Origin of the sequence: uncultured Fibrella sp., from assembly GCF_964250085.1 — a bacterium.
Taxonomy (GTDB): domain Bacteria; phylum Bacteroidota; class Bacteroidia; order Cytophagales; family Spirosomataceae; genus Fibrella.
Window position 1 is genome coordinate 421,837 of record NZ_CAXUEC010000001.1, and the last position, 25,212, is coordinate 447,048.

23 protein-coding genes and 1 tRNA gene are annotated in these 25,212 nt (G+C 52.0%); 11 read left to right on the forward strand and 13 right to left on the reverse strand.

Going from position 1 to position 25,212, the window contains the following annotated elements; all coding sequences use genetic code 11:
* Window positions 1–85 precede the first annotated feature (85 nt).
* Window positions 86–1,426: a 30S ribosomal protein S12 methylthiotransferase RimO gene (gene rimO, locus ACFE8Q_RS01700; protein WP_375443618.1), complete on the reverse strand. Its 1,341-nt coding sequence runs from the start codon at window positions 1,424–1,426 to the stop codon at window positions 86–88.
* Window positions 1,427–1,497: 71 nt separating this feature from the next.
* A complete protein-coding gene (locus ACFE8Q_RS01705) occupies window positions 1,498–2,997 on the reverse strand; it encodes a helix-turn-helix domain-containing protein (RefSeq protein WP_375443619.1) in 1,500 nt (499 codons plus the stop codon).
* A 142-nt stretch (window positions 2,998–3,139) separates the two neighbouring features.
* Between ACFE8Q_RS01705 and pckA the strand changes: the two genes are divergently transcribed.
* Complete coding sequence (gene pckA / locus ACFE8Q_RS01710; protein WP_375443620.1) at window positions 3,140–4,738, forward strand: phosphoenolpyruvate carboxykinase (ATP); 1,599 nt, start codon at window positions 3,140–3,142, stop codon at window positions 4,736–4,738.
* Window positions 4,739–4,867: 129 nt separating this feature from the next.
* Window positions 4,868–5,905, forward strand: a complete 1,038-nt coding sequence (fbp, locus tag ACFE8Q_RS01715) for a class 1 fructose-bisphosphatase (protein ID WP_375443621.1) — start codon at window positions 4,868–4,870, stop codon at window positions 5,903–5,905.
* A gap of 146 nt (window positions 5,906–6,051) precedes the next feature.
* Here the strand turns inward: fbp and ACFE8Q_RS01720 are convergent, their stop codons facing one another.
* The 5 genes from ACFE8Q_RS01720 to rpmG all read right to left on the reverse strand — a co-directional run bounded on the left by ACFE8Q_RS01720 (window position 6,052) and on the right by rpmG (window position 8,823).
* Window positions 6,052–6,684: a hypothetical protein gene (locus ACFE8Q_RS01720; RefSeq protein WP_375443622.1), complete on the reverse strand. Its 633-nt coding sequence runs from the start codon at window positions 6,682–6,684 to the stop codon at window positions 6,052–6,054.
* 2 nt (window positions 6,685–6,686) lie between these two features.
* Complete coding sequence (locus tag ACFE8Q_RS01725; RefSeq protein WP_375443623.1) at window positions 6,687–7,154, reverse strand: carboxypeptidase regulatory-like domain-containing protein; 468 nt, start codon at window positions 7,152–7,154, stop codon at window positions 6,687–6,689.
* A 99-nt stretch (window positions 7,155–7,253) separates the two neighbouring features.
* Window positions 7,254–8,222: a signal recognition particle-docking protein FtsY gene (gene ftsY / locus ACFE8Q_RS01730; RefSeq protein ID WP_375443624.1), complete on the reverse strand. Its 969-nt coding sequence runs from the start codon at window positions 8,220–8,222 to the stop codon at window positions 7,254–7,256.
* Between the two features lie 196 nt (window positions 8,223–8,418).
* Window positions 8,419–8,574, reverse strand: a complete 156-nt coding sequence (locus ACFE8Q_RS01735; RefSeq protein ID WP_085411322.1) for a DUF4295 domain-containing protein — start codon at window positions 8,572–8,574, stop codon at window positions 8,419–8,421.
* A 66-nt stretch (window positions 8,575–8,640) separates the two neighbouring features.
* A complete protein-coding gene (gene rpmG / locus ACFE8Q_RS01740; protein WP_085411320.1) occupies window positions 8,641–8,823 on the reverse strand; it encodes a 50S ribosomal protein L33 in 183 nt (60 codons plus the stop codon).
* 247 nt (window positions 8,824–9,070) lie between these two features.
* On the opposite strand from rpmG, the gene ACFE8Q_RS01745 reads away from it, so the two are divergent.
* Together ACFE8Q_RS01745 and ACFE8Q_RS01750 are read left to right on the forward strand one after the other, a co-directional pair.
* A complete protein-coding gene (locus tag ACFE8Q_RS01745; protein WP_375443625.1) occupies window positions 9,071–10,027 on the forward strand; it encodes a polysaccharide deacetylase family protein in 957 nt (318 codons plus the stop codon).
* A gap of 116 nt (window positions 10,028–10,143) precedes the next feature.
* The gene (locus ACFE8Q_RS01750) at window positions 10,144–11,169 is read left to right on the forward strand and encodes an LLM class flavin-dependent oxidoreductase (protein ID WP_375443626.1); all 1,026 of its coding nucleotides are present in this window, start codon (window positions 10,144–10,146) and stop codon (window positions 11,167–11,169) included.
* A gap of 563 nt (window positions 11,170–11,732) precedes the next feature.
* Here the strand turns inward: ACFE8Q_RS01750 and ACFE8Q_RS01755 are convergent.
* Window positions 11,733–11,805: transfer RNA gene (locus ACFE8Q_RS01755), tRNA-Met, on the reverse strand.
* A 132-nt stretch (window positions 11,806–11,937) separates the two neighbouring features.
* On the opposite strand from ACFE8Q_RS01755, the gene ACFE8Q_RS01760 reads away from it, so the two are divergent.
* The 3 genes from ACFE8Q_RS01760 (at window position 11,938) to ACFE8Q_RS01770 (ending at window position 15,543) form a co-directional block, all read left to right on the forward strand.
* Window positions 11,938–13,047, forward strand: coding sequence for a GTPase Era (locus ACFE8Q_RS01760; protein WP_375443627.1), 1,110 nt, complete (start codon window positions 11,938–11,940; stop codon window positions 13,045–13,047).
* A gap of 113 nt (window positions 13,048–13,160) precedes the next feature.
* Window positions 13,161–14,468, forward strand: coding sequence for a ribosome biogenesis GTPase Der (gene der, locus ACFE8Q_RS01765; RefSeq protein ID WP_375443628.1), 1,308 nt, complete (start codon window positions 13,161–13,163; stop codon window positions 14,466–14,468).
* Between the two features lie 784 nt (window positions 14,469–15,252).
* Window positions 15,253–15,543: an ArsR/SmtB family transcription factor gene (locus tag ACFE8Q_RS01770; RefSeq protein WP_375443629.1), complete on the forward strand. Its 291-nt coding sequence runs from the start codon at window positions 15,253–15,255 to the stop codon at window positions 15,541–15,543.
* Window positions 15,544–15,593: 50 nt separating this feature from the next.
* Here the strand turns inward: ACFE8Q_RS01770 and ruvB are convergent, their stop codons facing one another.
* Together ruvB and ACFE8Q_RS01780 are read right to left on the reverse strand one after the other, a co-directional pair.
* Window positions 15,594–16,622 (reverse strand): Holliday junction branch migration DNA helicase RuvB, encoded by a 1,029-nt coding sequence (ruvB, locus tag ACFE8Q_RS01775; RefSeq protein ID WP_375443630.1) that lies wholly within the window; start codon window positions 16,620–16,622, stop codon window positions 15,594–15,596.
* A gap of 239 nt (window positions 16,623–16,861) precedes the next feature.
* Window positions 16,862–17,761, reverse strand: coding sequence for an NDP-sugar synthase (locus ACFE8Q_RS01780; protein ID WP_375443631.1), 900 nt, complete (start codon window positions 17,759–17,761; stop codon window positions 16,862–16,864).
* A 385-nt stretch (window positions 17,762–18,146) separates the two neighbouring features.
* Here ACFE8Q_RS01780 and hppD point away from each other — a divergent pair, with 385 nt between their 5' ends.
* The 3 genes from hppD to ACFE8Q_RS01795 all read left to right on the forward strand — a co-directional run bounded on the left by hppD (window position 18,147) and on the right by ACFE8Q_RS01795 (window position 21,101).
* Window positions 18,147–19,307 (forward strand): 4-hydroxyphenylpyruvate dioxygenase, encoded by a 1,161-nt coding sequence (hppD, locus tag ACFE8Q_RS01785; RefSeq protein WP_375443632.1) that lies wholly within the window; start codon window positions 18,147–18,149, stop codon window positions 19,305–19,307.
* A gap of 96 nt (window positions 19,308–19,403) precedes the next feature.
* Entirely contained in the window at window positions 19,404–20,150 is a 747-nt protein-coding gene (phhA, locus tag ACFE8Q_RS01790; RefSeq protein WP_375443633.1) for a phenylalanine 4-monooxygenase, read from the forward strand.
* Window positions 20,151–20,663: 513 nt separating this feature from the next.
* On the forward strand, window positions 20,664–21,101 hold the full coding sequence (locus tag ACFE8Q_RS01795; RefSeq protein WP_375443634.1) for a MarR family winged helix-turn-helix transcriptional regulator: 438 nt from the start codon (window positions 20,664–20,666) through the stop codon (window positions 21,099–21,101).
* A 107-nt stretch (window positions 21,102–21,208) separates the two neighbouring features.
* Here ACFE8Q_RS01795 and ACFE8Q_RS01800 read toward each other — a convergent pair whose 3' ends face one another.
* Window positions 21,209–22,372, reverse strand: a complete 1,164-nt coding sequence (locus ACFE8Q_RS01800; RefSeq protein ID WP_375443635.1) for a hypothetical protein — start codon at window positions 22,370–22,372, stop codon at window positions 21,209–21,211.
* Between the two features lie 65 nt (window positions 22,373–22,437).
* The gene (locus tag ACFE8Q_RS01805; protein ID WP_375443636.1) at window positions 22,438–23,325 is read right to left on the reverse strand and encodes a prolyl oligopeptidase family serine peptidase; all 888 of its coding nucleotides are present in this window, start codon (window positions 23,323–23,325) and stop codon (window positions 22,438–22,440) included.
* A 110-nt stretch (window positions 23,326–23,435) separates the two neighbouring features.
* Between ACFE8Q_RS01805 and ACFE8Q_RS01810 the strand changes: the two genes are divergently transcribed.
* Window positions 23,436–24,113, forward strand: coding sequence for a TVP38/TMEM64 family protein (locus ACFE8Q_RS01810; RefSeq protein WP_375443637.1), 678 nt, complete (start codon window positions 23,436–23,438; stop codon window positions 24,111–24,113).
* Between the two features lie 25 nt (window positions 24,114–24,138).
* Here ACFE8Q_RS01810 and ACFE8Q_RS01815 read toward each other — a convergent pair whose 3' ends face one another.
* Window positions 24,139–25,110: a zinc-dependent alcohol dehydrogenase family protein gene (locus ACFE8Q_RS01815; RefSeq protein WP_375443638.1), complete on the reverse strand. Its 972-nt coding sequence runs from the start codon at window positions 25,108–25,110 to the stop codon at window positions 24,139–24,141.
* Window positions 25,111–25,212: the final 102 nt, after the last annotated feature.

The window sequence follows — 25,212 nt, forward strand, 5'->3', positions numbered from 1 at the left end:
ATCATCAACCTCTGGATGTGAATTGTCACCCTGAGCCTGTCGAAGGGCCACGCGTAAGCAATATTTTACAGCGCGAAAGCCATTGTTACACCAGCGTAGGTACGCTAACTACACTGGCCACTTCGCCGTAGAGATCAAACGGTTGAGCGTCGGTGATACGTACCTGGGCGAAATCACCAAGGCGGACGTAGGTGTTTTTGGTGGCCGGAACCAGCACTTCATTGTCGACTTCCGGCGAATCGAATTCGGTACGGCCGATGAAATAGCCGCCTTCTTTCCGGTCGAACAGCACCTTAACGGTCTGGCCTACTTTCTTCAGGTTATTCTCGTGCGAAATGCCTTCCTGAATCTCCATGATGGCGTCGGCGCGTTCCTGCTTTACTTCGTCAGGTACGTTGTCGGGCATCGAGTAAGAGTGCGTCTGATCTTCGTGCGAGTAGGTGAACGTACCCAGCCGGTCGAAGCGCATCCGGTTTACGAAGTCGAGCGTTTCTTCAAACAGCGCGTCGGTTTCGCCGGGGTGCCCCACAATCAGCGTCGTGCGCAGGTGAATACCCGGCACTTTCTCGCGAATCGTGTGCACCAGTTCTTCCGTTTTCTCGCGGGTAATGCCCCGGCGCATCAGCTTCAGCAACTCCGTTGAACCGGTTTGCAGCGGCATATCGAGGTAGTTGCAAACGTTCGACCGTTCGCGCATCACGTCGAGCACGTCTAGCGGGAACCCGGATGGATAGGCGTATTGCAACCGAATCCAGTCGATGCCCTCTACGTCGGCCAGGCGGTCGACGAGTTCGGCGAGGTTACGTTTTTTCGCCAGATCGAGGCCGTAATAGGTCAGGTCCTGCGCAATCAGAATTAGTTCTTTGGTACCACGACGGGCCAGCGATTTAGCTTCCATCACCAGTTCGTCCATCGGGCGCGACACGTGGTGACCGCGCATGATCGGAATGGCGCAGAACGAGCAGGGCCGGTCGCAACCTTCGGCAATTTTCAGGTACGCGTAATGGGCGGGGGTCGTCAGCAGGCGTTCGCCAACGAGTTCATGCTTGTAATCGGCCCGTAATGTTTTCAGCAGCCGGGGTAGCTCATTGGTGCCAAACCAGGCATCGACGGTCGGCATTTCAACCTCCAGTTCGTCTTTATAGCGGTGTGATAGACAGCCTGTTACGTACACTTTATCCACAACGCCCGCCTCTTTTGCGTCGACGTATCTGAGAATGGTGTTGATGCTCTCTTCTTTGGCATTATCGATGAAGCCGCAGGTGTTGATCACCACAATGTTGGCGTCGTCCTTCTTTGATTCGTGCGTCACGTTCATGCCGTTGCCCCGCAGTTGGGTATACAACGTCTCTGAATCAACCAGGTTTTTTGAGCAACCCAGCGTGACGATGTTGATTTTAGTAGTAAGTAAGCCTTTGGTTTTCAAAACAAAATTGGATTGACTCTATCGTGGATAAGGTAACGCCTGAATATTGTTTCAAGTTTCAGGTGATAGTGTTATAGCTTTTTTGTCGTTCTCAACCCTTCAATTGCTTCCAGGACCTGCCCAACCTGCGCATTTCTAGCCAGAACAACCGGCGCGGCAGCGCGAACGGAGCAATCGGGGATAGGGCAACGTTCGCAGGTTTCGCCGACGTCGGTGCGGGGAATGGCCGGGTCGTCGAGAAAAGCGAAGACGGAGCGAAGTTGATCGGTGATGGGCAGACCGATGTTGATACTGCTATTGGTTGTTGAGGGCGGCGACGATTTCGCAATCGACAGCACAAAATAGGCGTTCCCGTCGCTGGGGTAGGTCGTAATTTGGGCCTGGCAAGCGGGTTGTCCGTTCCAGTTGTCCGTTGCCTGTTGCGTCCGGAGGTCATTTAATAAGGTTAAGGCTACTTGCCGACGGCAGTAGTGTTCATCACGGGCAACACCGTGGGGCGTGTGTAACCGGCTAAGGTGCAATTCTTTGGATAAAACGAAGCGTTGGTTTTCAGTAGGCTGGTCAAAACGGAGGAAAAACAGATCATTCAGGCCGAAACCACTAGCCAGCAGGCTCATTGTTCGCAGCAGAAACATTTCGGGCGTCACCCCAAAGCGCGTGATGGTGCTAAGCAGTCGGTTGGGTTGCCAGGTACGTTGCGCCACAAATTCGGTTAAAATCGGCATCAACTCGGCCCGCGGCATCAGCACCGCCCGCGCAAAATAGGACGCTCTAAAATTGTTCAATACCTCATCGAAGGACCGGGCAGCCAACATCGACGATTCGAGCGGGCGATGGATTACATGTAAATGCCGGTATCCGACCTCACGGGCCAGTGTAAAGGCCGTTTGTTCGGCCGATAGTCGGCTGTTGATCAGTAACGTATTCGACTCTGGGATGTACACGGATCGCAGTGACGTGAGGGCAGGGTGAGTTGCATCATCGTAGGGCGTGACTATACAGCCGTAGGTTGTAGTCAGTACGCCCGTCAGCAGGGCAGGGAGCTGGGCTGGTGATTCGGGCAGCGGGTATTGAGCCAGAAACGCGTCGGCCTGCTGTTCCAGATCATCGAAATACGTATCGTGCATGGCCTGATAGGTACGTAGAACCGAAAAATAAAACTGCTCGACGCGCAGGTCATAATTCCGGCCAATTTCGATGATCGTACTGATGAACGCGCTCAGCTTAGCGGGTGCACTGGCCATTACTTCCAGGAAGTAACCAGGTTCAATACCGAACAGGTCGAACGGTAATTCGTTGAGCACGTTCGAGTTAAGTAAGTCAACGACCGGTTCTAGCTGTTTACTGACTTTCAGCGATACCAGCGAATCATAGTCGGTACCCAGTGCTTTGGCAATCGCAAAGATCTTCTCGGTCTTCGGGTACTTCTTGCCTTTTTCAATTTCATTCAGGTACGATGGTGACAGGCCGGTCAGGTCGGCCAGATCATAGGTCGACAGGCCCTGATCGGCGCGCAACTGTTTCAATTTGAGGCCGAAAATGAGCCGTACTTTATCCCGATCCGTGTTCATAGCGCGTATTGGCGAAGGCCACCGTAAAAGTAAGAAGTCCCGCTTAATAAGCGTTGGAATAATAATTAGCGAACGTTCGCTAATTATGTAATGATCGCTACTATCTTTGTTCCATCGTTCGCACAGTTAACTCCCGTATCGTATGGTCATCGAACAATCGCAATCATTCGCTCAACTAATTAGCCTGAACTTCCCGGCTGATAACGCTATTGATTTTCTGCAACTGGCAGAACCGGCTGAACTGTTTTTTCAACTTTCGCCAGCGGCGTTGATCGAGCAGGCTGTGCAACGTGGCGAAGGTCAGTTGACCGATACCGGTGCGCTGATGTGCTCAACCGGCCGTTTTACCGGTCGCTCGCCGAAAGACCGGTATATTGTCCGCGATGAGTTAACGGCCGATACGGTCGATTGGGGAAGTGTTAATATCCCGTTTTCGTCGGATAAGTTTGACCGGCTCCACCGCCGGATGCGGAGCTTTCTGGAATACCAGACGGTGTACGTGCGCTATGCCCGCGCCGGTGCCGACCCTGCCCATCAGCTTAACCTATGCATCCTGACTACCTCGGCCTGGCAGAACCTGTTTTGCCACAACATGTTCCTGCGGGTTGCTGATGAGGAACTGAACCGGTTCAAGCCTGATTTCACCGTGCTGGCCGTGCCCAACTTTAAAGCCATTCCGGATGAAGACGGTACGCGCGGCGAGAATTTTGCCATTCTAAACCTGTCGAAACGGATGCTGCTCATTGGCGGAACGGGCTATGCGGGGGAGATAAAAAAAGGCATTTTCTCGGCACTTAATTACCTCTTGCCCCCGCAAAATGTGCTGCCTATGCACTGTTCGGCCAACGTTGGCGAGCGCGGCGGAAAGCCCGACGTCGCCCTGTTTTTCGGGTTGTCGGGTACTGGCAAAACAACGCTTTCGGCTGATCCTGACCGCGCCCTGATTGGCGATGATGAGCATGGATGGAGCGAAACCGGTGTCTTCAATTTTGAAGGAGGCTGTTACGCCAAAGCCATTGACCTGACCCGCGAACGCGAACCCCAGATTTTCGACGCGATCCGGTACGGGGCTATCGTGGAAAATACCCGCTTCGCGCCCGGCAACAGCACGGTCGACTACAGCGATACCAGCCTGACCGAAAATACGCGGACATCGTACCCCATCGACTTCATCAGCAACGCCCGTGTGCCTTCGGTGGCGAGACATCCCAACACGATTTTCTTCCTGACCTGCGACGCGTTCGGCGTGTTGCCGCCCATTGCCCGGCTTACGCCCGAACAGGCCATGCAGTATTTTCTGCTGGGGTATACGGCGAAAGTGGCCGGTACTGAAATGGGCGTTACGGAGCCACAAGCCACATTTTCAGCTTGTTTTGGTGCCGCGTTCATGCCACTTGCTCCAGGTACGTATGCCCAAATGCTGGGTGATAAAATCCGGGAGCACGATGCCGATGTCTGGCTCGTCAACACCGGCTGGACGGGCGGCGGCTACGGCGTGGGCAAACGCATTAGCCTCACCCATACCCGCGCCCTGATTCGGGCTGCACTTTCGGGCCAGCTTGACCTAGATCAGGTACGTTACCAGGCACATCCAATCTTTGGCCTTGCTATGCCAACCGCCTGCCCCAACGTACCCGACGCCCTGCTCGACCCATGCCAAACCTGGGCCGATACCGCCGCTTACGATGAAAAAGCAACTTACCTGCAACGGTTATTCAACGAAAAACGGCAACTGCTGTAGACGTTAGGTTTTGTCGGCGTAGCCCCCCAACCCCCTGAAGGGGCTTTTGCTCCGCCGAATGGTTTAGCCCTCTTCAGGGGGTTGGGGGCTACGCCGACATATCTCAATTTGCGTTTCATCTACCCTGGTATGATGTTCACTGATAATACTTCCGAAATCAGTCAACTGGCGTTGCCCGTTGGCACCACGCTCGACCGCTACATCATGCGTCGGCAAACGGCCTTTCCGTATGCCACGGGTGAACTGTCGCAACTCTTACGCGATATTGCGCTGGCCAGCAAGATCATCAATCGCGAGATAAACCGGGCGGGGTTGATGGATATTACCGGTTCGGCGGGGTCGGGTAATATCCAGGGCGAAATGCAGCAAAAGCTGGACGTGGTTGCGAATATCCGGTTTCTCCGTGCCCTGAAAAATGGGGGAGAAGTCTGCGCCATTATTTCGGAGGAGGACGATGATATCATCTGTACCGGCAACCGCCACGCCAAGTACGTAGTTGCCATCGACCCCCTCGACGGATCATCGAACATTGACGTGAACGTGTCGATCGGTACGATTTTTTCGATCTATCGGCGCGTCACGCCGGTAGGCACCGAAGCCACAATGGCCGATTTTCTGCAAGGCGGCGATAAGCAGGTGGCGGCGGGCTACATTCTCTACGGTTCCTCCACGATCCTGGTCCTGACCACGGGTGATGGCGTCAGCGGATTTACGTACGATGCGTCGTTGGGGGAATATATTCTGTCGCATCCGGGTCTTCGTCAGCTAGCCGACGGGCAGATTTTTTCATGCAATGACGGCAACCAACTCGACTACCCTGCTTATGTGCAGACGTACCTGAAAACCTGCAAGCAGCAACGTCTGACGGGTCGTTACATCGGTTCGCTCGTAGCCGACTTTCACCGGAACCTGATCAAGGGCGGCATTTACCTGTACCCGCCAACGGTGAAAACGCCCAACGGCAAACTGCGGCTACTTTATGAATGCTTCCCAATGGCCTACATCGCTGAACAGGCCGGGGGCGTCGCAACAAACGGCCACAAACGCCTGCTCGACGTTGAGCCAACCAACCTCCACCAGCGTTGCCCGCTCTATATTGGCTCACCCCAGATGGTTCAGGCATTGCGCAGTGCCGAAGAAACTGCTGTTAAACAGTTACACTGCTGAGCTTGCCAAGCGAGCCGGTGCTGCTGATCACCAGGCAGGCTTCGCGCTTGTGGCCCTGAGCCTGTCAGGAACGCCTAGTCGAAGGGCCACAAGCGCGAAGTACCCCAAAGTGCGAAGCGAAGCAAAGCAAAATTGACGACGCTGACCTATGAAACCGGCACGGTATCAAACGGGAATTTATGCTCAACGTACTTCACAGGAACACCTTTAAAATAATCCTCCAAGGCGAAACCCAGACCTTTACCATAATCGAAAAAGAACGTCGCGTGTCCCTCGCGATCAACGAAACGGAAATGCAGGTAGCTGAATTTACCTTGCGCCGTTATGTGCGACTCGATTAACGCGACGGTGTTGGCCGTCAGCACAGTAGACGTACCTGCACGGTAAACGGTTATTGATTTTGTAGTCGGGTCAAGCGCTAGAGCTGTATCCTTGATGATCGTCCAAAAACGCTCCTCCAGTCGGCTTACTTTGTAGACCAGATAAAAAAAGCCGACTGATAAAACGAGTACAGACCCGGCCAGAAGATAGTGCCAGGGCCTGGTCGCGGTGTTCAGATTTGTGAGTACTAACCAGGACATCCACATAAATGCAAAGCTGAAAAAAACCAGCATGGGCGTGTTTGTCCATGTCAAAAAATCCCATTTGTTGTACTGATACACAACGGCTCTGTGTAGTGGTGATTCTTCTCCAACGGATTCACTCGTATATCGAATTGCCCGGTATATCAACCAGCCGACCAGAGAAAAGGGAATGGCGAACAACAGGAACGGACTCATTATTAGAAAGCTGCCTGATACGTGATTTGAACCGTATGCTGTGTTACGGTATTCTGCTTCACCGTCACGACATTCAGTCGCCCTTCCATATCGAACATACTGGCGTACAGACCTTTGGGTTCGCGGACAAGCACCGAATACGTACCTGCCGGAACGCCATACAGGCAAAATTTACCGTCTTTGTCCGACATCACCGTTTTGATCGGTTTTACTCCTTTTGTCGACGTAATAAACCCGTCTTCCATACCCTCCACACCGTCCATCGTTAGAGCGGGGTAGATCAGTACCTCGCGGCTAACGGGTGTGCCTTTCGAGGGTACTTTGCCGGGACCGGGCATCTGATTGCCGGTTTGCTCCACTACCATGCCGCAAATTCCCTGCTTTTTAGGCGGCACTTTCTTAAGCTTTTTCTGAGCAAACGCACTGGTTGTCAGGCAAAAGAGCGTGAGTACAATAAGAAGGCTACGCATGGCGCTGGGATGGTTTATAGTTGGGTAATAGATTACTGACGTGAAGTAATATACATGTGTCAGCAACTCATTACACAGACCAATAAACTGCCGAATCGTTTAACTCACTTTCCGAAAGAACGAATCCACGAACTCCATCTTGTCAAAGGTCTGCAGATCGTCGATCTTCTCGCCCACGCCAATGTATTTCACCGGAATCTGGAACTGATCGGAAATGCCGATGACCACGCCACCTTTGGCCGTGCCATCCAGTTTTGTGATAGCCAGTGCCGTTACTTCGGTCACTCTCGTAAATTCGGTTGCCTGAATGAACGCATTCTGTCCTGTTGAGCCATCCAACACGAGCAACACTTCGTGGGGAGCATCGGGGATGAACTTCTGCATCACCCGCTTGATCTTCGATAGTTCGTTCATCAGGTTTACCTTCGTATGCAGTCGGCCAGCGGTGTCGATAATGACCACGTCGGCACCCATTTCCTGCCCTTTTTTTACGGCATCGTAGGCCACGGCCGAGGGGTCGGTGTTCATGCCGTGCGAAATAACGGGCACGCCCACGCGGTCGCCCCAGAGCTTAAGCTGGTCAACGGCGGCGGCCCGGAAGGTATCGCCCGCGCCAAGTACTACCACTTTGCCTCGCTTATGAAACTGCGACGCCAGCTTGCCAATTGTCGTCGTTTTACCCACGCCATTGACGCCCACGACCATAATAACATACGGTTTTTTGCCGGCAGGCAAGTCGAAATCATCGCTGCCGGTAGCGCTGGCACTTTTGTTATCAGATAGCAGGGCGGCAATTTCTTCGCGCAGGATGGTATCCAGTTCGCTGGTACCCATGTACTTGTCGCGGGCCACGCGGGCTTCAATCCGGTCAATGATTTTGACGGTTGTTTCAACGCCTACGTCAGAGGAAATCAGCACGTTTTCGAGCTCATCGAGCACCTCTTCGTCAACGGTCGCTTTACCGACAACGGCCCGGCCCAGTTTTGAGAAGAAGCTGTCTTTGCTTTTCTCTAAGCCTTTGTCGAGCGATTCTTTTTTCTCTTTTCCAAATAAACCGAAGAAAGCCATAGGTATGTGTAGTCTTGAAAGTCGTCATTGAGGAGTTCTAAGTCAGGAAAGCTGTATGCTCGTCTTAGGTGAGCAGCGCGACTTATGACTCATCGATGACGACTTTCCTGGCTTTGAACTTCCTGTACAAAGCTAAAACAAAAAAAGTCCCTCATCGGGACTTCCTTGTACGCGGTTACTAAACGTTGACGGGCAACTAGGCTTTCAGTGCGTTTTGCACTTCGTCGATCAGTACCATTTCTTCTTTGAAGGTGTAAGCCCCCGTTTTGGGTGACTTCACGGCGCGGATCACTTTCGCGTATGCTTTGCCGTTATCCTTCGTTTTCAGGGTTGCAACTACCTTCTTTGCCATTGGTTTGAGCTTGTTTTGACGTGTGCCTCAATGCGATAATGCAGTGGGTTCCGCCGGGATGATTAGTTACTTAATCTCTTTATGGAGCGTTACCCGCTTCAAATTCGGATTGTACTTCTTACGCTCGATACGAGCTGGCGTGTTCTTACGGTTCTTAGTCGTAATGTACCGCGATGTGCCGGGAACGTTAGTTTCCTTCTGTTCTGTGCACTCTAAAATTACCTGAACTCTATTACCTTTCTTAGCCATGGCTATTTGATTTTTCTCAACGGGACCGCAAAGATAGGAAACGTAAATTTAATGCGCAACGGTCTTTTTAGTATGGCTGTCAGTTTCTTACGTCTGAAAGACAGTGTGCCTGTTGAAACACGACCAGCCGGTCGGCCTTCATTACTTTTAGCAACAACAACGTAAACAGGACGTACCTGCGTTAGGCATAAGTAAATGGCCGTCAACGGGCTAGCTACGTACCTACAAAAAAATCATGTTTTCACCGATGACGTGTATACCTTTCCATTCGCTGTTCGTCTCCATCTGTTTGCTGATCCTGTGTGCTGCTGAAACCGCACAGGCGCAGAAGCAGATTTGTATCACCATCGATGACTTGCCAACTGTTTCCCGTTCTTATCGGACGTCGGCGGGTCAGGAGGCGCTCACGAAACGCCTGCTGACTCACTTAACGCAGCGTAACGTACCTGCCATCGGTTTCGTGGTTGGCGAAAAACTGATGGTGCAGGCGAAACCTGATCCCGCCCAGATCAGGATGCTTACGCTTTGGCTCGATGCTGGCATGGAACTGGGTAATCACACATTTGCCCACAAAGATTACAACACGATATCGGCGGCTGAGTCTCAGCGGGACATCGTGGGAGTGGATACGCTGCTGCGCGCTTTGCTTCAACCGGCCAATCAGCAGCCCCGCTATTTTCGGCACCCGTACCTGCATCGGGGAAACACCGTTGGCAAGCGCGATTCACTGGTGCGGTATCTGGCCGACCATACCTACCGGGAGGCGCCCGTTACGATTGATAATGGCGATTACCTGTTTTCTGCCGCCTACGACGCGGCCCTGCTTCGAAAGGACTCTACCCTGGCGACATTGGTGGGTAAGCAATATGTAACGTATATGCTCGATTGTGTTCACTATTATGAAACGCAGGCCGATTCGCTGTTTAAACGCCCGATCGCCCATATTTTGCTGACACATGCCAATACGATCAACTCGTTTTACATGGGGGAAGTGCTGTCTCGCCTGGCAGCAGAAGGATACCGCTTCATTCCGCTCGATCAGGCTGTTCAGGACCCGGCCTACCAGTCGCCCGACACCTACGTAAACACGGGCGGTATTTCCTGGCTCCACCGCTGGGCCCTGACGCAGGGTAAACGGGGCGCTTTCTTTAAGGGCGAGCCGGAAGTTCCCGACGCCATTACCCGGCTGGCCGAGGGGAGATAACGAGCATGAATCGATCGGTTAAATAGCCGGTTAGGGTAATTATTTGGGAGCTGGATCTGTTAGCTATGAAGTCGTCCAGGTGGTATCTGGAACGACGTTTAGCTTTCAGCAACGAAATGAATAACATTCCTTTTTCTATACTTGATCTGGTTCCTGTTGCCCAGGGCAGCACGGTCAATCAATCCTTACAAAATGCCCTTGATCTGGCTCAACATGCCGAAACATGGGGCTACAACCGCTATTGGCTGGCCGAACATCATAACATGACCGGAGTGGCCAGTGCCGCTACCTCCGTTGTGATTGGCTACATAGCAGGCGGCACGCAGACGATTCGCGTTGGGTCGGGTGGGATCATGTTGCCGAACCATTCGCCGCTGGTTATTGCGGAACAGTTTGGTACCCTGGCGTCGCTGTATCCGGGGCGGGTCGATCTGGGCGTGGGTCGGGCACCGGGTTCCGATCAGGTGGCGGCCCGTGCTCTGCGCCGTAATCTGACTGGTCCTGATACCTTCCCGCAGGATGTAGTTGAATTGCGGCAGTATTTTCAGGAAGTGCAGCCGGGGCAAGCTGTTCAGGCAATGCCGGGCGCGGGCTTGAACGTACCTATCTGGATACTGGGGTCCAGTTTATTTGGTGCTCAACTGGCCGCCATGCTCGGCTTGCCCTTTGCTTTCGCGTCTCATTTCGCGCCCGATGCCCTCATGCAGGCATTGCATATGTATCGCACGCAGTTCAAACCGTCGGAAACGCTGGCCAAACCCTATGTGATGCTGGGCGTAAACGTCGTAGCGGCCGATACGGATGATGAAGCGCGCCGCCTGTTTACGTCGGTGCAGCAGCAGTTTATCAACCTGCGCCGGGGTACACCGGGTCAACTGCCCCCACCCGTTGATCGCCCCGACCTGCTCGACTACGCCATTCAGCAATCGGGAGCCAATCAGATGTTGCGCTATGCAATGGTGGGCGCACCCGACACCGTACAGCGGGGCCTGACCAGTTTTCTTGAGCAAACCCAGGCCAATGAGCTGATGGTAACCGCCCAGATATTTGACCATACGGCGCGGCTACGTTCATTTGAGATTGCGTCGCAGGTACGTCGGACGTTAGCGCCGCAATTAGTTGGCGAGGCGATGTCTGCCTAGTTCGTTAGAAGCTATCCAACAAAGAAGCAGACAATGCGCGCGTCCATCTGTTGCCAGTTTAACCAATTGGCAACAGAATTTTGGTGCATATTAGGACTATATAAGGGAAGAACAGGGCTAAATACCGATAAATCAATAGCCGTCAATAATTAGCTGTTGATTTATCTACTTTGGCCGTTAATTATTGCCTGTTAGTCGGTTAAGGACGCCTATAAGGCCAAAACCGTCTGTGTACTATCTATTATATACAACCTGAAACGTATGCATTCTCTACCAGCCGTGTTCGCAGGCGCAGCGATTCTATCGAATCCAGTCCTGCTATTCTATCGACCGACAACGCACCGTTATTGTTCTCATTGCGGAGACAAGGAAACTCTTGAGCGAGTTCACAGGCCGTTTCTCGTGAAGACGTTACTTTTCTTTTTACCTGTCAAGGCGTACAAATGCCTGCTGTGTTCGCGTAAGTTTCTACGCCTGGGGTAATTCGTTATTGGTACTAGCAGTTCATTGGCAGCACTGTCAGAAACAAAAAAGCCTCTGATTTCTCAGAGGCTTTCGCTTTGTAGCGGGAGCTGGACTCGAACCAGCGACCTTTGGGTTATGAGCCCAACGAGCTACCAACTGCTCCATCCCGCGGTGTTGGGAGTGCAAATGTAAGACTGATTTCAAGAAATTCAACTATCTTTGTAAAAATATTTTTTCGGCCACCTTCTGTTGGGAAACAAAAGGCACGGCCTTCACCTCAAAGCCATTGGTTAACCAACCAATATGGGATCACCTGACATACAACCACCCGGAGACCAACTCCCGGTAAACCCGGCGGCAGCGCATAACCCTGTCGCAGACGGTTTCAAATCAGGGTTCGTGAGCATTGTCGGTAAGCCGAACGTCGGTAAATCGACCCTTATGAACCAATTGATTGGCGAACGCCTCTCAATCATCACCTCTAAAGCCCAGACCACCCGCCACCGGATCATGGGCATCCTGAACGGCAACCACAACGGGCAACCATTTCAACTCGTTTATTCCGATACACCGGGGATCATTCAGCCGAAGTATAAGCTGCATGAGTCGATGATGAGCTTCGTGCGTGGCTCACTCGAAGACGCCGACGTGATCCTGTTCGTAACCGATATTTTCGAGCGGCACGACGAAGACGACGTGATCAAGCGGCTGAAATATGCCAACGTACCCATCATTCTGTTGATCAATAAGATCGATCAGGCTACACCCGAAGAGGTGGAGGCTAAAATCGCCTATTGGGAGGCCCATTTCGAAGTGGGCGGGTACGCTGTTCTCGAAGAGAAAACAGTTGACCCCGACATTGACGAGCTAGCCGAAGAGCATGAACTCGACGAAGACCCTACGGATGAGGCCGATACCAACGTACCTGGCGAATCTACACCCGGCGCACCACGCAAAGCCACGGAAATTATTCCGATTTCGGCGCTGAACGGATTTAACCTGGATCGGCTGTTCGACGACATCGTGCGTTACCTGCCGGTGCATCCGCCTTATTTTCCTGAAGATGAACTTACCGACAAGCCAGAGCGGTTTTTTGCCTCGGAGATCGTTCGGGAAAAAATCTTCCTGAATTATAAGAAAGAAGTGCCTTATAGCTCGGAAGTGATCATCACCGGTTTTAAAGATCGGGAGGATATGATCGTGATTTCGGCCGAGATCCTGGTAGAACGCCCTACACAACGGGCTATCCTGCTTGGTGAAAAAGGTAACATGATCAAAAAAACGGGCATAATGGCCCGCGAAGAACTGGAACGCTTCTTCGGTAAAAAAGTCTTTTTAGAAACACATGTCAAAGTAGAACCCGATTGGCGCCAGAAAGAGCGTATGCTCCGCCGGTTGGGTTATGATGAATAAATAATTCGTCCTCTGTCCTCTGCCTTCTGTCTTCTATTGCTTCGATACTCAGCACGGTCCGACGAATCGGCGCAACGGAAGACAGAAGACAGAGGACGGAGAACACCTTCAAGATGGCAAACATTGTAGCAATTGTAGGTCGCCCGAACGTGGGTAAATCGACGTTGTTCAATCGATTGATTGAGCAACGGGTGGCCATTATGGATAACCAGTCGGGCGTCACGCGCGACCGGCACTATGGACGGGCCGAGTGGACCGACCATTTCTTTACCGTGATCGATACGGGTGGGTACGTTGTTGGATCGGAAGATGTGTTTGAGGAGGCAATCCGCGAGCAGGTCCAGATCGCCCTTGACGAAGCCACGGTGGTACTGTTCGTCGTGGATACGATGAGCGGCCTGAGCCCGTTGGACGATGATTTCGCGGATGTACTGCGCCGTTCGAAAAAACCGGTATTTCTGGTCGCCAACAAAGCCGAAACGAACGAACGTCGTCAGGCTGCTTCCGAGTTTTATTCGTTAGGTATGGGTGATCCATATCCGGTGTCGGCCCAAACGGGTACAGGCACGGGCGATCTGCTCGACGAAGTGGTGAAGCATTTCCCACAGGGCGAAGTAGAAGACCCCGACGCCGGGATCCCGCGTATCGCCATCATTGGGCGGCCTAATGTGGGCAAATCGTCGTTTGTAAATACGTTACTTGGCAAGGAGCGCAACATCGTGACGGATATTGCCGGCACAACCCGCGACGCTACCAATACGCGGTACAAAGCGTTCGGTAAGGATTTTATTTTGACCGATACGGCCGGCCTGCGCCGGAAGGCCCGCGTCAGCGATAATATTGAGTTCTATTCAACGCTCCGTACCATTAAAGCGATGGAAGCGTCGGATGTCTGTATTGTCATGCTTGATGCAACGCGTGGTCTCGAAAGCCAGGACATGACTATCATTGGCCAGGCGGTGAAGGCGAAGAAAGGTGTGGTGATCATGGTGAATAAGTGGGATGCCATCGAGAAGGATCATAAAACGGCTGATGTCTGGAAAAAAGAGATCAACCAACGCATGGCCCCAATCGATTACCTGCCCATCATCTTTACGTCGGTGCATGAAAAGCAGCGTATTTTTCAGGTAATGGAGAAGGCGATGGAGGTTTATGAAAACAAAACCAAGCGGATCGCAACCTCGAAAATCAATGAGTTGATGCAGCCTGAGGTAGAAGCGTATCCACCACCAGCTATTAAAGGCAAGTATGTGAGAATCAAGTACATGCTTCAGGTGCCAACGCCCTCGCCTACATTCATCTTCTTCTGTAACCTGCCTCAGTATATCAAAGAATCGTATGAGCGTTTTCTGGAAAATAAGCTCCGCGAACACTTCGACTTTGAAGGTGTACCGCTAACCTTGTTTTTCCGGCAAAAATAGGGGCTCAGTTTGCCGTTTTCTGTTGTTGCTCTGCCGGGGTCTATCGGCTGGTTACGGCTAGTATCACAGAAAACGGTAGACCGAAAATCCGCTTTTCTATACAGACAGGTAGCCGGGGGCTGCGGTTTCGTCACGAGCGCGCTATTAAGTTAGCGCGCTCTGTGTGTTTTTCGACCGTTGCCCAACTGGGTACGTTCTGGATCGAATGGGTTTTATTGGTCTGATTTCCCAGGCTATCGGCGAGTCTATATTTATCCAATTGAGTGTTCAATAGGAGGTATATCACCTGATGTACGGCTGATATGGTGCCGACCCACATCCAGTAGATTATAGGAAGGCTTGACATGTAAGTAATTTTCTTGCTTACAATTAGTCTGTTAGGTTTTTGATAGCTTAAGCAATGCTATGGTTCTTATCTTTTCGGTAGAAGATTAGGGGGACTAGCCCAGACAGTGGATCGGCCCCAGAAATTTCCGACTCCGTATTCACATTATTGGTAGTATATAATTTAATAAATAGGCATATTTCAGGTGGAAACCGAGGCCATAACATTTATTCTGGCATTAAGTTTTCCTTATTAGCTAAAAGAGTAAAAGAAGTTGATAAAGATGAGTATGTATAAATAAGTTTAAGTAAATAATACCTATTATTAGTATTCAGGCATTAATAATTCCTTTAAATAAGTTGTACAATTATATATGATGTTTACTTTTAGGTGAGTAACGAATGTGTGCGTATTTTCATTGACCAATAATAGCTCCTGCCCATAACCACCGAGGCAATCATGGAAGAAGAAAAAAAGATCGAAAAAGCAGCCTATGTACTTAAGGCTGTAGCTCACCCACTTCGGATTAAGATTATTCTGATGCTTCAGGAAAATAGTGAACTGAACGTCTCAGCAATTTACAAGAACCTGAATGCTGAACAATCATTGATTTCACACCATCTGATCAATATGCGTGATAAAGGCATATTGGAGATTAGACGCAGTGGAAAAAACATCTATTATTTCCTTGTCGACAATGCAGTAGCTGAGATCATCGATTGCATTTACAAAAGCAAGATCCTGGCCTAAAGGCACAATCATAAGAAAAGCCCGGTTAGCGGGCTTTTCTTATGATTTAGTTAACCGAACAACTCACCATTGCGGGTTTGGGGCACCACGCCGAGATGGAAATACGCTTTCTCGGTGGCTTCGCGGCCTCTTGATGTTCGTTTCAGAAAGCCTTCCTGAATCAGAAACGGCTCATACACTTCCTCGATGGTCTCCGATTCTTCACCACAGGCCGTTGCAATCGTTGACAACCCTACCGGACCACCTTTAAATTTCTCGATAATCGTCGATAAGATCCGGTTATCCATCTCATCCAGCCCATGCTGGTCTACCTCAAGTGCATTGAGCGCAATTTCGGCAATGTCGACGTTGATGATGCCGTTGCCACGTACCTGCGCAAAGTCGCGGGTGCGGCGAAGCAGATTGTTGGCGATACGTGGCGTACCCCGGCTGCGCCGGGCAATCTCATAAGCGCCTTTCTCGTCGATGGGCGTTGCCAGAATCTGCGACGACCGTTGCACAATACTGGTCAGCAGTTTGGCGTCGTAGTATTCCAGGCGGCTGCTGATGCCAAACCGGGCACGTAACGGAGCTGTCAACATACCCGCGCGGGTGGTAGCACCAATCAGCGTAAACGGGTTCAGCTTAATCTGTACCGACCGGGCATTCGGTCCCGAATCGAGCATGATATCGATCTTATAATCTTCCATCGCCGAATACAGGTACTCTTCCACAATTGGGTTGAGTCGGTGTATCTCGTCGATGAACAAGACGTCGTTTTGCTGAAGATTGGTCAGCAAACCGGCCAGATCGCTTGGTTTGTCGAGCACCGGGCCGGAAGTCATTTTGATGTTGGCTCCCAGCTCATTGGCGATGATATGGGAAAGGGTTGTTTTGCCCAAACCCGGGGGGCCGTGCAACAGCACATGGTCGAGGGCATCGCCGCGCATCATGGCTGCTTTTACGAATACTTCGAGGTTTTCGAGCACCTTGGCCTGACCCGTAAAATCCTCGAACGACAACGGACGAAGTGCGCGCTCGATTTCCTTCTCGGTCGCCGACATGCCCTCGTTTGTGCCGCTTATAATATCCTTACGCATAGTTCATTAGCAGGTTGTTTGCTGCCGTTGTGATTCTACCAAATTTACTAAAAACAGGCGAAAAGAGCAAGTGATGATGGGACGCTGATTCCGCAGTTTTAAAGGGATTTGCGCTGATTTTTGATGGGAACACGGATTGGGCGGATGAAGCGGATTTACGCGGATTTTTGGATTGAATCGGACTCGCTACGCTTGTTTATGAATCCGGCTCATCCGCCCAATCAGCGTGCCTATTAGTGTTACGACCACAGATTATCCGGGTACGTGCCGCTGTCGTGCAGGCGTTTGAACGATTTTTTTACCGTTGGTTTGTCTTCCGGGTATGTCACACCAAACCACTCCGACTGGCTGCGGAACACGCGGCAGGCACCTTCATTGGTCTGGATCAACTGCATCATCACGGTGGGTATATAGAACTCCGCTTTGGGTATGTCGAAGTTGGCGCGGGCGTAGGTTTCGAACTGGCTTTGTACCTGTGCGAACACACCAGTTTTGAATCCCCAGAAGTTCATCGAGACCGGCGTTTGCGGGTCGAGCGGCGTGAGACCTTCGGGCTCTTCATAGACAATGAGGTCGTCTTTGCGATAAATCTTGGTCCGCTCAACTACCGATGTCAGGTTGTTGGCGTCATCGGTAGCGCACACGCCCCGCGAAACAGAACCGAAGTCAGACAACGTATTTTTTACTTCATAGCCAACCATGGCGTGCAGGTTGTTGTTGGTATCTGTTTGCAGAAACTCGCCCATCACCTGAAAGGCTTCACGCCCGTAGAAATCATCGGCATTAATAACGGCGAAGGGCGTTTGCGTGTGCTCTTTGGCGCACAACATGGCGTGGCCCGTGCCCCAGGGTTTGGTGCGCCGTACAGGCCCCAGGTCTTCAGGTACGTAGGAATAAAGTGCCTGAATAGCGAAATCAACCTCGATTTTTCCGGCTAGTTTAGGCAGAAAAATAGACTCGAAGTCGGCGCGTAGTTCCTGACGGATAATAAACACGACCTTGCCGAAGCCCGCCCGAATAGCGTCGTACAGCGAATAATCGATGATTGTTTCGCCATGCGGGCCAAACTGGTCGAGTTGTTTGATGCCTCCGTAGCGGCTACCCATGCCTGCAGCAAGGATTAGAAGAGTAGGTTTCATGTAAAGGAGAACTAGTGAACCAGCGAATGAGCGACACGTGCTGAGCCGCCGCCTGTTCGTCTCGCAAATGTACTGACAAGCCCGTATAGGGTTTTGCCGGACGAAAAGATTTAAAGGGCGGGGGGGCAGAGAGCCTAAGGTAAGGGGTGTTGCTTGCGCATGAGTACTGCACCTGCATAAGCAACACCCCTTGCCTTAGGCTCTCTGCCCCACACCCCGCCATATACTAATAGTTTATCTGGGTTAGATACAAAATCGTCCGTTTCTTGTTATAATTGTACGCTAAGCAATAATTGTTAAGCTAATTAACTTCATCAAGAAACAAGGTATAGGCAGCGTTGAGAGTGAATCAACCACCCAACGTTGCCCGGACCTGCCTAACGCCATGAAAAATCTGCTTGTGCTGGAGCCAACTACCGCTCAAACTGGCGAAGCCGTTGCCACTATAAATCCCGGCCCTGATTTTTTGCCACTCAACGGGACCGACTACGTTGAAATGTACGTTGGCAATGCCCGGCAGGCAGCCCACTTTTTCCAGACCGCTTTTGGCTTCCAGCCACTAGCCCACGCCGGCCTGTCGACGGGCCTGCGCGACCGCGAATCGTATGTGCTTGAGCAGGGTAAAATTCGCCTTGTTCTGACGTCACCTCTGCATGGCGACACGGATATTGGGCGGCATATCGACCGTCATGGCGATGGCGTTCGGGTTGTGGCGTTCTGGGTCGATGATGCCCAACAGGCGTTTCTGGAAACAACCCGGCGCGGTGCCAGGCCGTATCTGAAGCCCGTTCGAGATGACGACGCACATGGATACGTTGTTCGGTCCGGCATTCATACATATGGTGATACGGTTCATCTGTTTATCGAACGTACCCAGTATTCGGGGGCGTTCTTGCCGGGGTATGAAGCCTGGCAACCTGCTTACCAACCGGCATCGGTAGGGCTGCAATATGTCGATCACATGGTGGGCAACGTGGGCTGGAACGAAATGAACCAGTGGGTTGATTTTTACGCCAATGTACTTGGCTTCAGTCAGTTGGTGTCGTTTGATGATAAAGATATTTCGACCGACTACACGGCGCTGATGAGCAAAGTGATGAGCAACGGCAACGGGCGTGTGAAGTTTCCGATCAACGAACCGGCTGAAGGGAAAAAGAAATCGCAGATCGAAGAATACATTGATTTTTATGGCGGTGCCGGCATTCAGCACATGGCCGTGGCGACGGATAACATCGTGGAAACGGTAACCGCCCTGCGCGATCGGGGCGTAGAGTTCCTGCGGGTTCCCGAGGCTTATTACGATGATCTGAAGGACCGTGTTGGCCAGATCGACGAGGAAATCGAGACACTGCGCCCGCTGGGAATTCTGGTCGACCGTGACGAAGAGGGCTACCTGCTCCAGATTTTCACGAAACCGATTTGTCCCCGCCCAACGCTGTTCTTCGAGATCATTCAGCGCAAAGGCGCCCGTTCCTTCGGAAAAGGCAATTTCAAAGCCCTTTTCGAAGCCATCGAGCGCGAACAGGAAGTTAGAGGAACATTGTAACGATTTGGGATGTCGGATTTGGGATTTGTTGCTGACGCATGAAGACGCTTGCGTCAGCAACAAATCCCAAATCCGACATCCTAAATCCGACATCCAATGAAACAGATATATGAAAATTATACCCCCGACGATCAGGCTGTTTGGGGTATGTTGTTCCGGCGGCAGATGCACCAGTTGCCGGGGCGTGCTTCGCAGGCATACATGGATGGTATTGTGGCCACGGGCTTTCCAAACGAAGCCATCCCGAATTTTGACGAAGACCTGAATCCGCGCCTGTTGCCGCTGACGGGCTGGCGCGTAGTGGCCGTGCCTGGGCTGATCGGTAACCGGGAGTTTTTTGAGCTGATGGCTGATCGGCAGTTTCCGGCCACAACCTGGCTACGTACCCGCGATCAACTCGACTACCTGCCCGAACCCGATATGTTTCACGACACCTTCGGGCACGTACCTGTACTGACCAATCAACACTTCTGTGACTTTCTGGCCGCCCTGAGCCGCATTGCGCTGAAACACGTTGACCATGAAGAGGCGATCGATATGATTGCCCGGCTGTATTGGTATACCGTTGAATTTGGTCTGATTCGTGAAAATGGCGAACTGCGCATTTATGGCGGCGGCATTCTGTCGTCGCCGGGCGAAACGATTTATGCACTGGAGAGCGACGTGCCTACCTGCGTCGACTATGATGTGACCACACTGTTGCAGACGCCCTATGTCATCGACCGATTTCAGGAGAAGTACTTCATTATTGATTCGTATGAACAACTCTACGAGTCGATACCTGAGATCGAGCGGCAGTTGGAGCAGTTGCTGGTTGGGTTCAGCCACTCACCTGCGGCTTAGTGTAGTCAGCCGAACGGTTGGCAGATCATAAGCCGGCACAGGGCCATCATTAGGCCCAGGGTAGTAGACGGTCCCTTTTTCTGGTAACGCGACACCGCTAAAAAGGACTGGCAATTTCCTGATATTACTATTGTAGGCGAAAAAGTAGCTTCTGAGCGTGTCGGCATAGTTGGTGATCAGGTAATTTTTGGTCGAATCGTTACTATCTGGCTGAAGGATGAACTGATAGGACCCTCGCGTTGCGACGCTAATTTTAACGATTCCTTCCTGTTGCGTATAAGTTTGAGTAGCAACCTGTTCCGCGCCGCAACCGGTTATCAATAGAAGGAGTGCATATAAATGAAACGATCTCATCGTGATAACTTTAGATCAGGATTCAAGTGCCATATAGTTGGTTGCAAGGCTCTTACAAAACATAATTTAAGCCGCGCCGTTTGCCTAAATGTTTGTATAACAGAATAATAATTCGTTTTTTTGTATATAAACGGAATAGTATTTCGTCTGTACACACCTATGACTCACCCATCTGATCAACGGGCCTATTTTTTTAAAATCGATACAACCATCAAACGCATTCGGTATGCGCTTCAGAAGCGGTTTACCGAAGCCGGTTATGACCTCACCGTTGACCAATGGGTGCTGATCGACCACCTGCACCGAAATCCCGGAATCAGTCAGAATCAGTTGGGCGAGCTAACTACCAAAGATGCACCTACCGTAACGCGAATCATCGACCTGCTGACTAAAAAAAGCCTGGCAGAACGTCGCCTCGCCGACGACGACCGTCGCAAGTTTCTAATCTCGCTTACCCCCGCTGGCGAACAGCTATACGAAGAGTTGCTTCCCCTCGTAGTTGATATTCGCCGACAGGGCTGGGGGCAACTCAGTGAAGAAGATTACCAGCATTTTACCCGAATTATGGACTCGATCTATCAGAATTTCAGCGCATAACGTACCTGAGTAGCGAAAAAGGCTTCTCCTATGATGGAGAAGCCTTTTTCGCGAATTGCTTCACGCTGGTTTGTGTTGCTGACGCCAAGCCACCCACACCAATCAAATCAGTAAGCCGTTCTGTCGCGGACAGACTGCGGATCGTTGTAGGGCAAGTCAAGTCCATCAGTCGATTTGGTATCGCTCCGATCGCCGTCTTCGCCAATCATTTCCTGCGCTTTGGTCAATGATTCGTCGGCGGCCTGCCGTGGATTCGTCATCATTTCCTCTAGTTCTTCAGGGCGCTCACCCGGTTTGTAGGCCGAAGGGGCGTTACCGTCTTCTTCATACGGATAGTCGGCTATCCCTGTATCGGGCGTACTTTCCATGCCCTCGGCGTCATCAATCCCCGTCGACATATGTACGTATTGATTACCCGGCACTGCTTCGCCCGGCTCAACCTGATCGGGCGTAGGCTCAACATGGTTTTGATCAACCGATACTGTTGACGTCTGTGTGGCGAAACCACCGTAGCCGTAGTGGCCAAGGCCTGGCGGTATGGCAGTCGGGTATTTCGACGTACCTACCCAGTTGCTGCCCGACGAACCGGCGTTTATTTCGTGCGAACGGCCGGGCTCAGAGGGTTCGGTGATCTCTGGCCGGTCGGGCGAGGGAGAACCCGGCAGATCTGGAATTTCGGGACCTGGTGAGGGGGGCGTTGGTGGTGTTTCGGGCACACCGGGAAGCGGCGTATTCGGGTCGGGCGTGCTGGGCGTGGTCGGAACCATATCGCCGGTGATATTCATCGAATACGTATTCGTCTGATCAGCACCGTTGGGCTGAATCCGGCTGGTTGGAGTACCATCGTTGGCCGCCGCTGTTGTGGCTGGTTCGTCTTCACTGCCTCCCTGATCGGCTTCGAGCGTGTACGTGTTTTCGTCGTCGTTCGTGGCTGGTCCGTTATCTTCTACCACATAGGTCTCGGTCGTTTCCTGCGCATCATTGCTGGCGTCGGGCTTCACGTCTTCGGCTCCGCGCAGGGAAGCGTCTGACGTTTCGTACGTTTTTTCGGTATATCCCTGAAGGCTCCGCTCTTCGTCGCTGCTGTAGCGATTGCGAAGCTGTTCGTCCATCACATCGTCGTCGGTGTCGCCCATTGGCGTCAGTTTTCCGTCGACAAGTTTGACCATATTTGTTTCGGCCTGATCGGCACCGAACATCGTTTCGGCATTTTCATTAGAGACCAGGTTGGCTTGTTGAGAGCCGTCGGAAGATGCTGAAGAGGCAGCCATAGCGTAGGTTTTGTTGAGTTTATATATCAGACAAAACCCCGCCTGTACCGAAAGGTTTACGCGGCTTATTTAAGGGGGCGAAGTGTAAGCGGGGCAGGGCTTTCAGGTACGTCCTGTGTCTTGCGTACCTCGCCCGATTGCTTCCGGTTCTGATCGAAGAGCCAGGGGAGCAGGCGGGCGTCGGCAAAGGCTTCACGCCAGGTCGACCGCCCGGCCCGTTCATACTCGGTGTACTTAGGCTCAGCTTTCAACGTTCTGAGGCGATTGGCAAGGATTTGCGAGAGGCTGACGGGTATGATCGGGTCGTCCTGACTATGGAAAAGCCAGACGGGCACCTTTCTGGCGTATTTATCGCAAACAGTAATATCGCCTCCCCCGCAAATAGGAACGGCTGCGGCAAACAGACCGGGCCGCATCGCCAGGGCTTCCAGGGTGCCGAATCCGCCCATCGAGAGGCCCACGATATACACTCGATTCTTATCGATATGCTCGTCGGCAATCAGGCGGTCGATCAGGGCGAGGGTGGCACGCAGGGGCTCGCTCGCCTGTTTGCCATATTTCCCCAGTTGAACATCTTCGCCGGGATTTTTCAGAAAGCCAAAGGTGCTCCAGTTGTCAGGCTTGGGACACTGCGGAAAAACAACGTACGATTGGAAGCGCAGCCGATTGTCGAAGCTGGCAAATACGGCACCACCGGTAAGCAGTTGCCGCTCATTATCGGTCCCTTTTTCGCCCGCTCCATGCAGCACAACCACCAATGGATATTTCATTTTGGTGTCTTTTTCCAGCGGCTCCAGCATCCGGTAGGGGAGGGTATAGTCGCGCCGAAAAACAAAGTTCTTCTTCAGATAGAGCGTACTATCGGCAACGGAGAAAGGGGCCGTAGGCTGAGCTGATACGGAGAAGGTAAGACCGCAAAGGAAGTAGAACAGGTAGGTACAGAATCGAGTCATTGAGCGAACTGATCGGAGGGTGGAGTGTCTAGTGCGTTGGTGGTTCTACTGGCTCTGATTTTTTGGCCTAAATGAACAGTTCTATAAACAGGACAGTTGCCCGTATGTTCATGACCACCAAACTACGCCAAATTCTGACTGGTCCGGCTTTGCTGGGTCTCCTGCTATCGGCCCTACCAGTGCTGATGAGTTCGTACATCACATATTATGCCGTAATGCACGAAACGCAGATTGCTGCCTTCACTTCTTCTGAGTGGGCGTTGGCCACTGTCGTCTGTTGTTTAGGCTGTGCCTTTGCATTGATGCTTCCCACACCGCTGGCCCTTATTTTTGGGTACTTCCTGGGCTGGAAGGCAACACTGCCCCTGTTTGTCATCAATATGGCGGCCATTTTGCTGGTCAACCTGGTTGTTCGTCGGCTGGATCACGACCGTGTTCGACGGATGATTGAACAGAATCCCAAAGCGGCCCGCGTTCTGGACCGTATCCGCGATCGGGAATTGCTCTTTATTTTCTTCGCGAAATTATCGCCTGCCCTGCCTTTTTCGCTGACCAACATGGTGTTTTCACTGTCAGGTGCGAGTCTGCGCAACATCCTGCTGGGGGGCTTTCTGGGCATGGTTCCCCGCACGCTACTCGCCATCTGGACAGGTGCCGAAGCGCACCACATACGTACCCTGCTGGATAACCCGAACGAAGGAAGCCACACGCAGATCATAGTCATCGCCCTCCTCATCGTTTCTATGGGCGGCCTGATTTCCGTACTCAGCAAAGCACTGGCAAAATGAGAGAGTAGCAAACCATAAACTCATTTCACGGTTTAACCAGGATTTTACCCCAGCGGCCGGGGGCGTCGGCATGTTCAACGGCTTTCTTGATGTCATCGAGGCTGTAGGTAGCTTCGACGGGCATTTTTATCTGGCCTGATGCCAGCATACCAATCACTTCGCCCGCTACCCGTTGCCGCGTTTTGGCATCGACGCGACGCATCCAGTCGGTTAGCCAGAACCCTTTGATGGTCAGCTCCCGGAAGATGATCAGCCCGGCATTAAATGTCGGGTCCTGCATACTCAACAGGCCGTATATCAATAGCTTACCGCCTCTGCCGAGACACTTCAGCGCTTCGGATGCCGTATGGCCACCCACCGCGTCGAGGACGCAGGCTACGCCCTGTCCGTCGGTGATCTGCTTTGTCCGGGCCGCCATGTTGTCGGTTTCGGTGTTGATAATCTCGGTAAGGCCAAGGGCGGTGAGTTCGTCGTTCAGGTCGTTGTGGCGAACGGTGCCGATTGTTTTTATGCCCCGTTGCTTACAGAGCTGAATCGCCATTTTGCCAAACGCCGACGCACATGCCGTGATCATCAGCCAGCTACCAGCCGCTACACCCGCCTCTTCTACCATTGCGAAGGCAGTAAACGGGTTGACAAATAATTGCGCTGCCACGTCGTCGGGCATTTCGTCGGGAACAGGAATCAGGGCTTTGTGATGCGTAATCGCGTATTCCGACCACGTACCTACGCCCGTGAAACTCACCCGCTGACCAACTTCCATCTCAACGCCTTCGCCTACCGCGTCGATCACGCCCATACCCTCAAATCCAGCACCCGACGGCAACTGAGGACGGATGCCGTACAGGTTTTGCACAAACATGATATCGGACGGGTTGATCGGGCTCACGCCAACGCGGATACGTACCTCGCCCGCACCCGGTTCAGGTACGTCTTTTTCAACTGCTTTAAGAATGTCGGCCGGTTTGCCGGTTTGTTCGAACTGAATGGTCTTCATGGTAGAAAGGTAACTGCAACGTTGTGAAGAGGCGTGGATAGATACAAAGTAGTAATCCAATGGCCGTACAGACTTTGGAGCGGAAACAAATTGACGTGTATA

Coding starts and splice junctions, on each gene's coding strand:
- ACFE8Q_RS01705 (WP_375443619.1), bottom strand. CDS start 2,997: ATGAACACGGATCGGGATAAAGTACGGCTCATTTTCGGCCTCAAATTG.
- pckA (WP_375443620.1), top strand. CDS start 3,140: ATGGTCATCGAACAATCGCAATCATTCGCTCAACTAATTAGCCTGAAC.
- fbp (WP_375443621.1), top strand. CDS start 4,868: ATGATGTTCACTGATAATACTTCCGAAATCAGTCAACTGGCGTTGCCC.
- ACFE8Q_RS01720 (WP_375443622.1), bottom strand. CDS start 6,684: ATGAGTCCGTTCCTGTTGTTCGCCATTCCCTTTTCTCTGGTCGGCTGG.
- ACFE8Q_RS01725 (WP_375443623.1), bottom strand. CDS start 7,154: ATGCGTAGCCTTCTTATTGTACTCACGCTCTTTTGCCTGACAACCAGT.
- ftsY (WP_375443624.1), bottom strand. CDS start 8,222: ATGGCTTTCTTCGGTTTATTTGGAAAAGAGAAAAAAGAATCGCTCGAC.
- ACFE8Q_RS01735 (WP_085411322.1), bottom strand. CDS start 8,574: ATGGCAAAGAAGGTAGTTGCAACCCTGAAAACGAAGGATAACGGCAAA.
- rpmG (WP_085411320.1), bottom strand. CDS start 8,823: ATGGCTAAGAAAGGTAATAGAGTTCAGGTAATTTTAGAGTGCACAGAA.
- ACFE8Q_RS01745 (WP_375443625.1), top strand. CDS start 9,071: ATGACGTGTATACCTTTCCATTCGCTGTTCGTCTCCATCTGTTTGCTG.
- ACFE8Q_RS01750 (WP_375443626.1), top strand. CDS start 10,144: ATGAATAACATTCCTTTTTCTATACTTGATCTGGTTCCTGTTGCCCAG.
- ACFE8Q_RS01760 (WP_375443627.1), top strand. CDS start 11,938: ATGGGATCACCTGACATACAACCACCCGGAGACCAACTCCCGGTAAAC.
- der (WP_375443628.1), top strand. CDS start 13,161: ATGGCAAACATTGTAGCAATTGTAGGTCGCCCGAACGTGGGTAAATCG.
- ACFE8Q_RS01770 (WP_375443629.1), top strand. CDS start 15,253: ATGGAAGAAGAAAAAAAGATCGAAAAAGCAGCCTATGTACTTAAGGCT.
- ruvB (WP_375443630.1), bottom strand. CDS start 16,622: ATGCGTAAGGATATTATAAGCGGCACAAACGAGGGCATGTCGGCGACC.
- ACFE8Q_RS01780 (WP_375443631.1), bottom strand. CDS start 17,761: ATGAAACCTACTCTTCTAATCCTTGCTGCAGGCATGGGTAGCCGCTAC.
- hppD (WP_375443632.1), top strand. CDS start 18,147: ATGAAAAATCTGCTTGTGCTGGAGCCAACTACCGCTCAAACTGGCGAA.
- phhA (WP_375443633.1), top strand. CDS start 19,404: ATGAAACAGATATATGAAAATTATACCCCCGACGATCAGGCTGTTTGG.
- ACFE8Q_RS01795 (WP_375443634.1), top strand. CDS start 20,664: ATGACTCACCCATCTGATCAACGGGCCTATTTTTTTAAAATCGATACA.
- ACFE8Q_RS01800 (WP_375443635.1), bottom strand. CDS start 22,372: ATGGCTGCCTCTTCAGCATCTTCCGACGGCTCTCAACAAGCCAACCTG.
- ACFE8Q_RS01805 (WP_375443636.1), bottom strand. CDS start 23,325: ATGACTCGATTCTGTACCTACCTGTTCTACTTCCTTTGCGGTCTTACC.
- ACFE8Q_RS01810 (WP_375443637.1), top strand. CDS start 23,436: ATGACCACCAAACTACGCCAAATTCTGACTGGTCCGGCTTTGCTGGGT.
- ACFE8Q_RS01815 (WP_375443638.1), bottom strand. CDS start 25,110: ATGAAGACCATTCAGTTCGAACAAACCGGCAAACCGGCCGACATTCTT.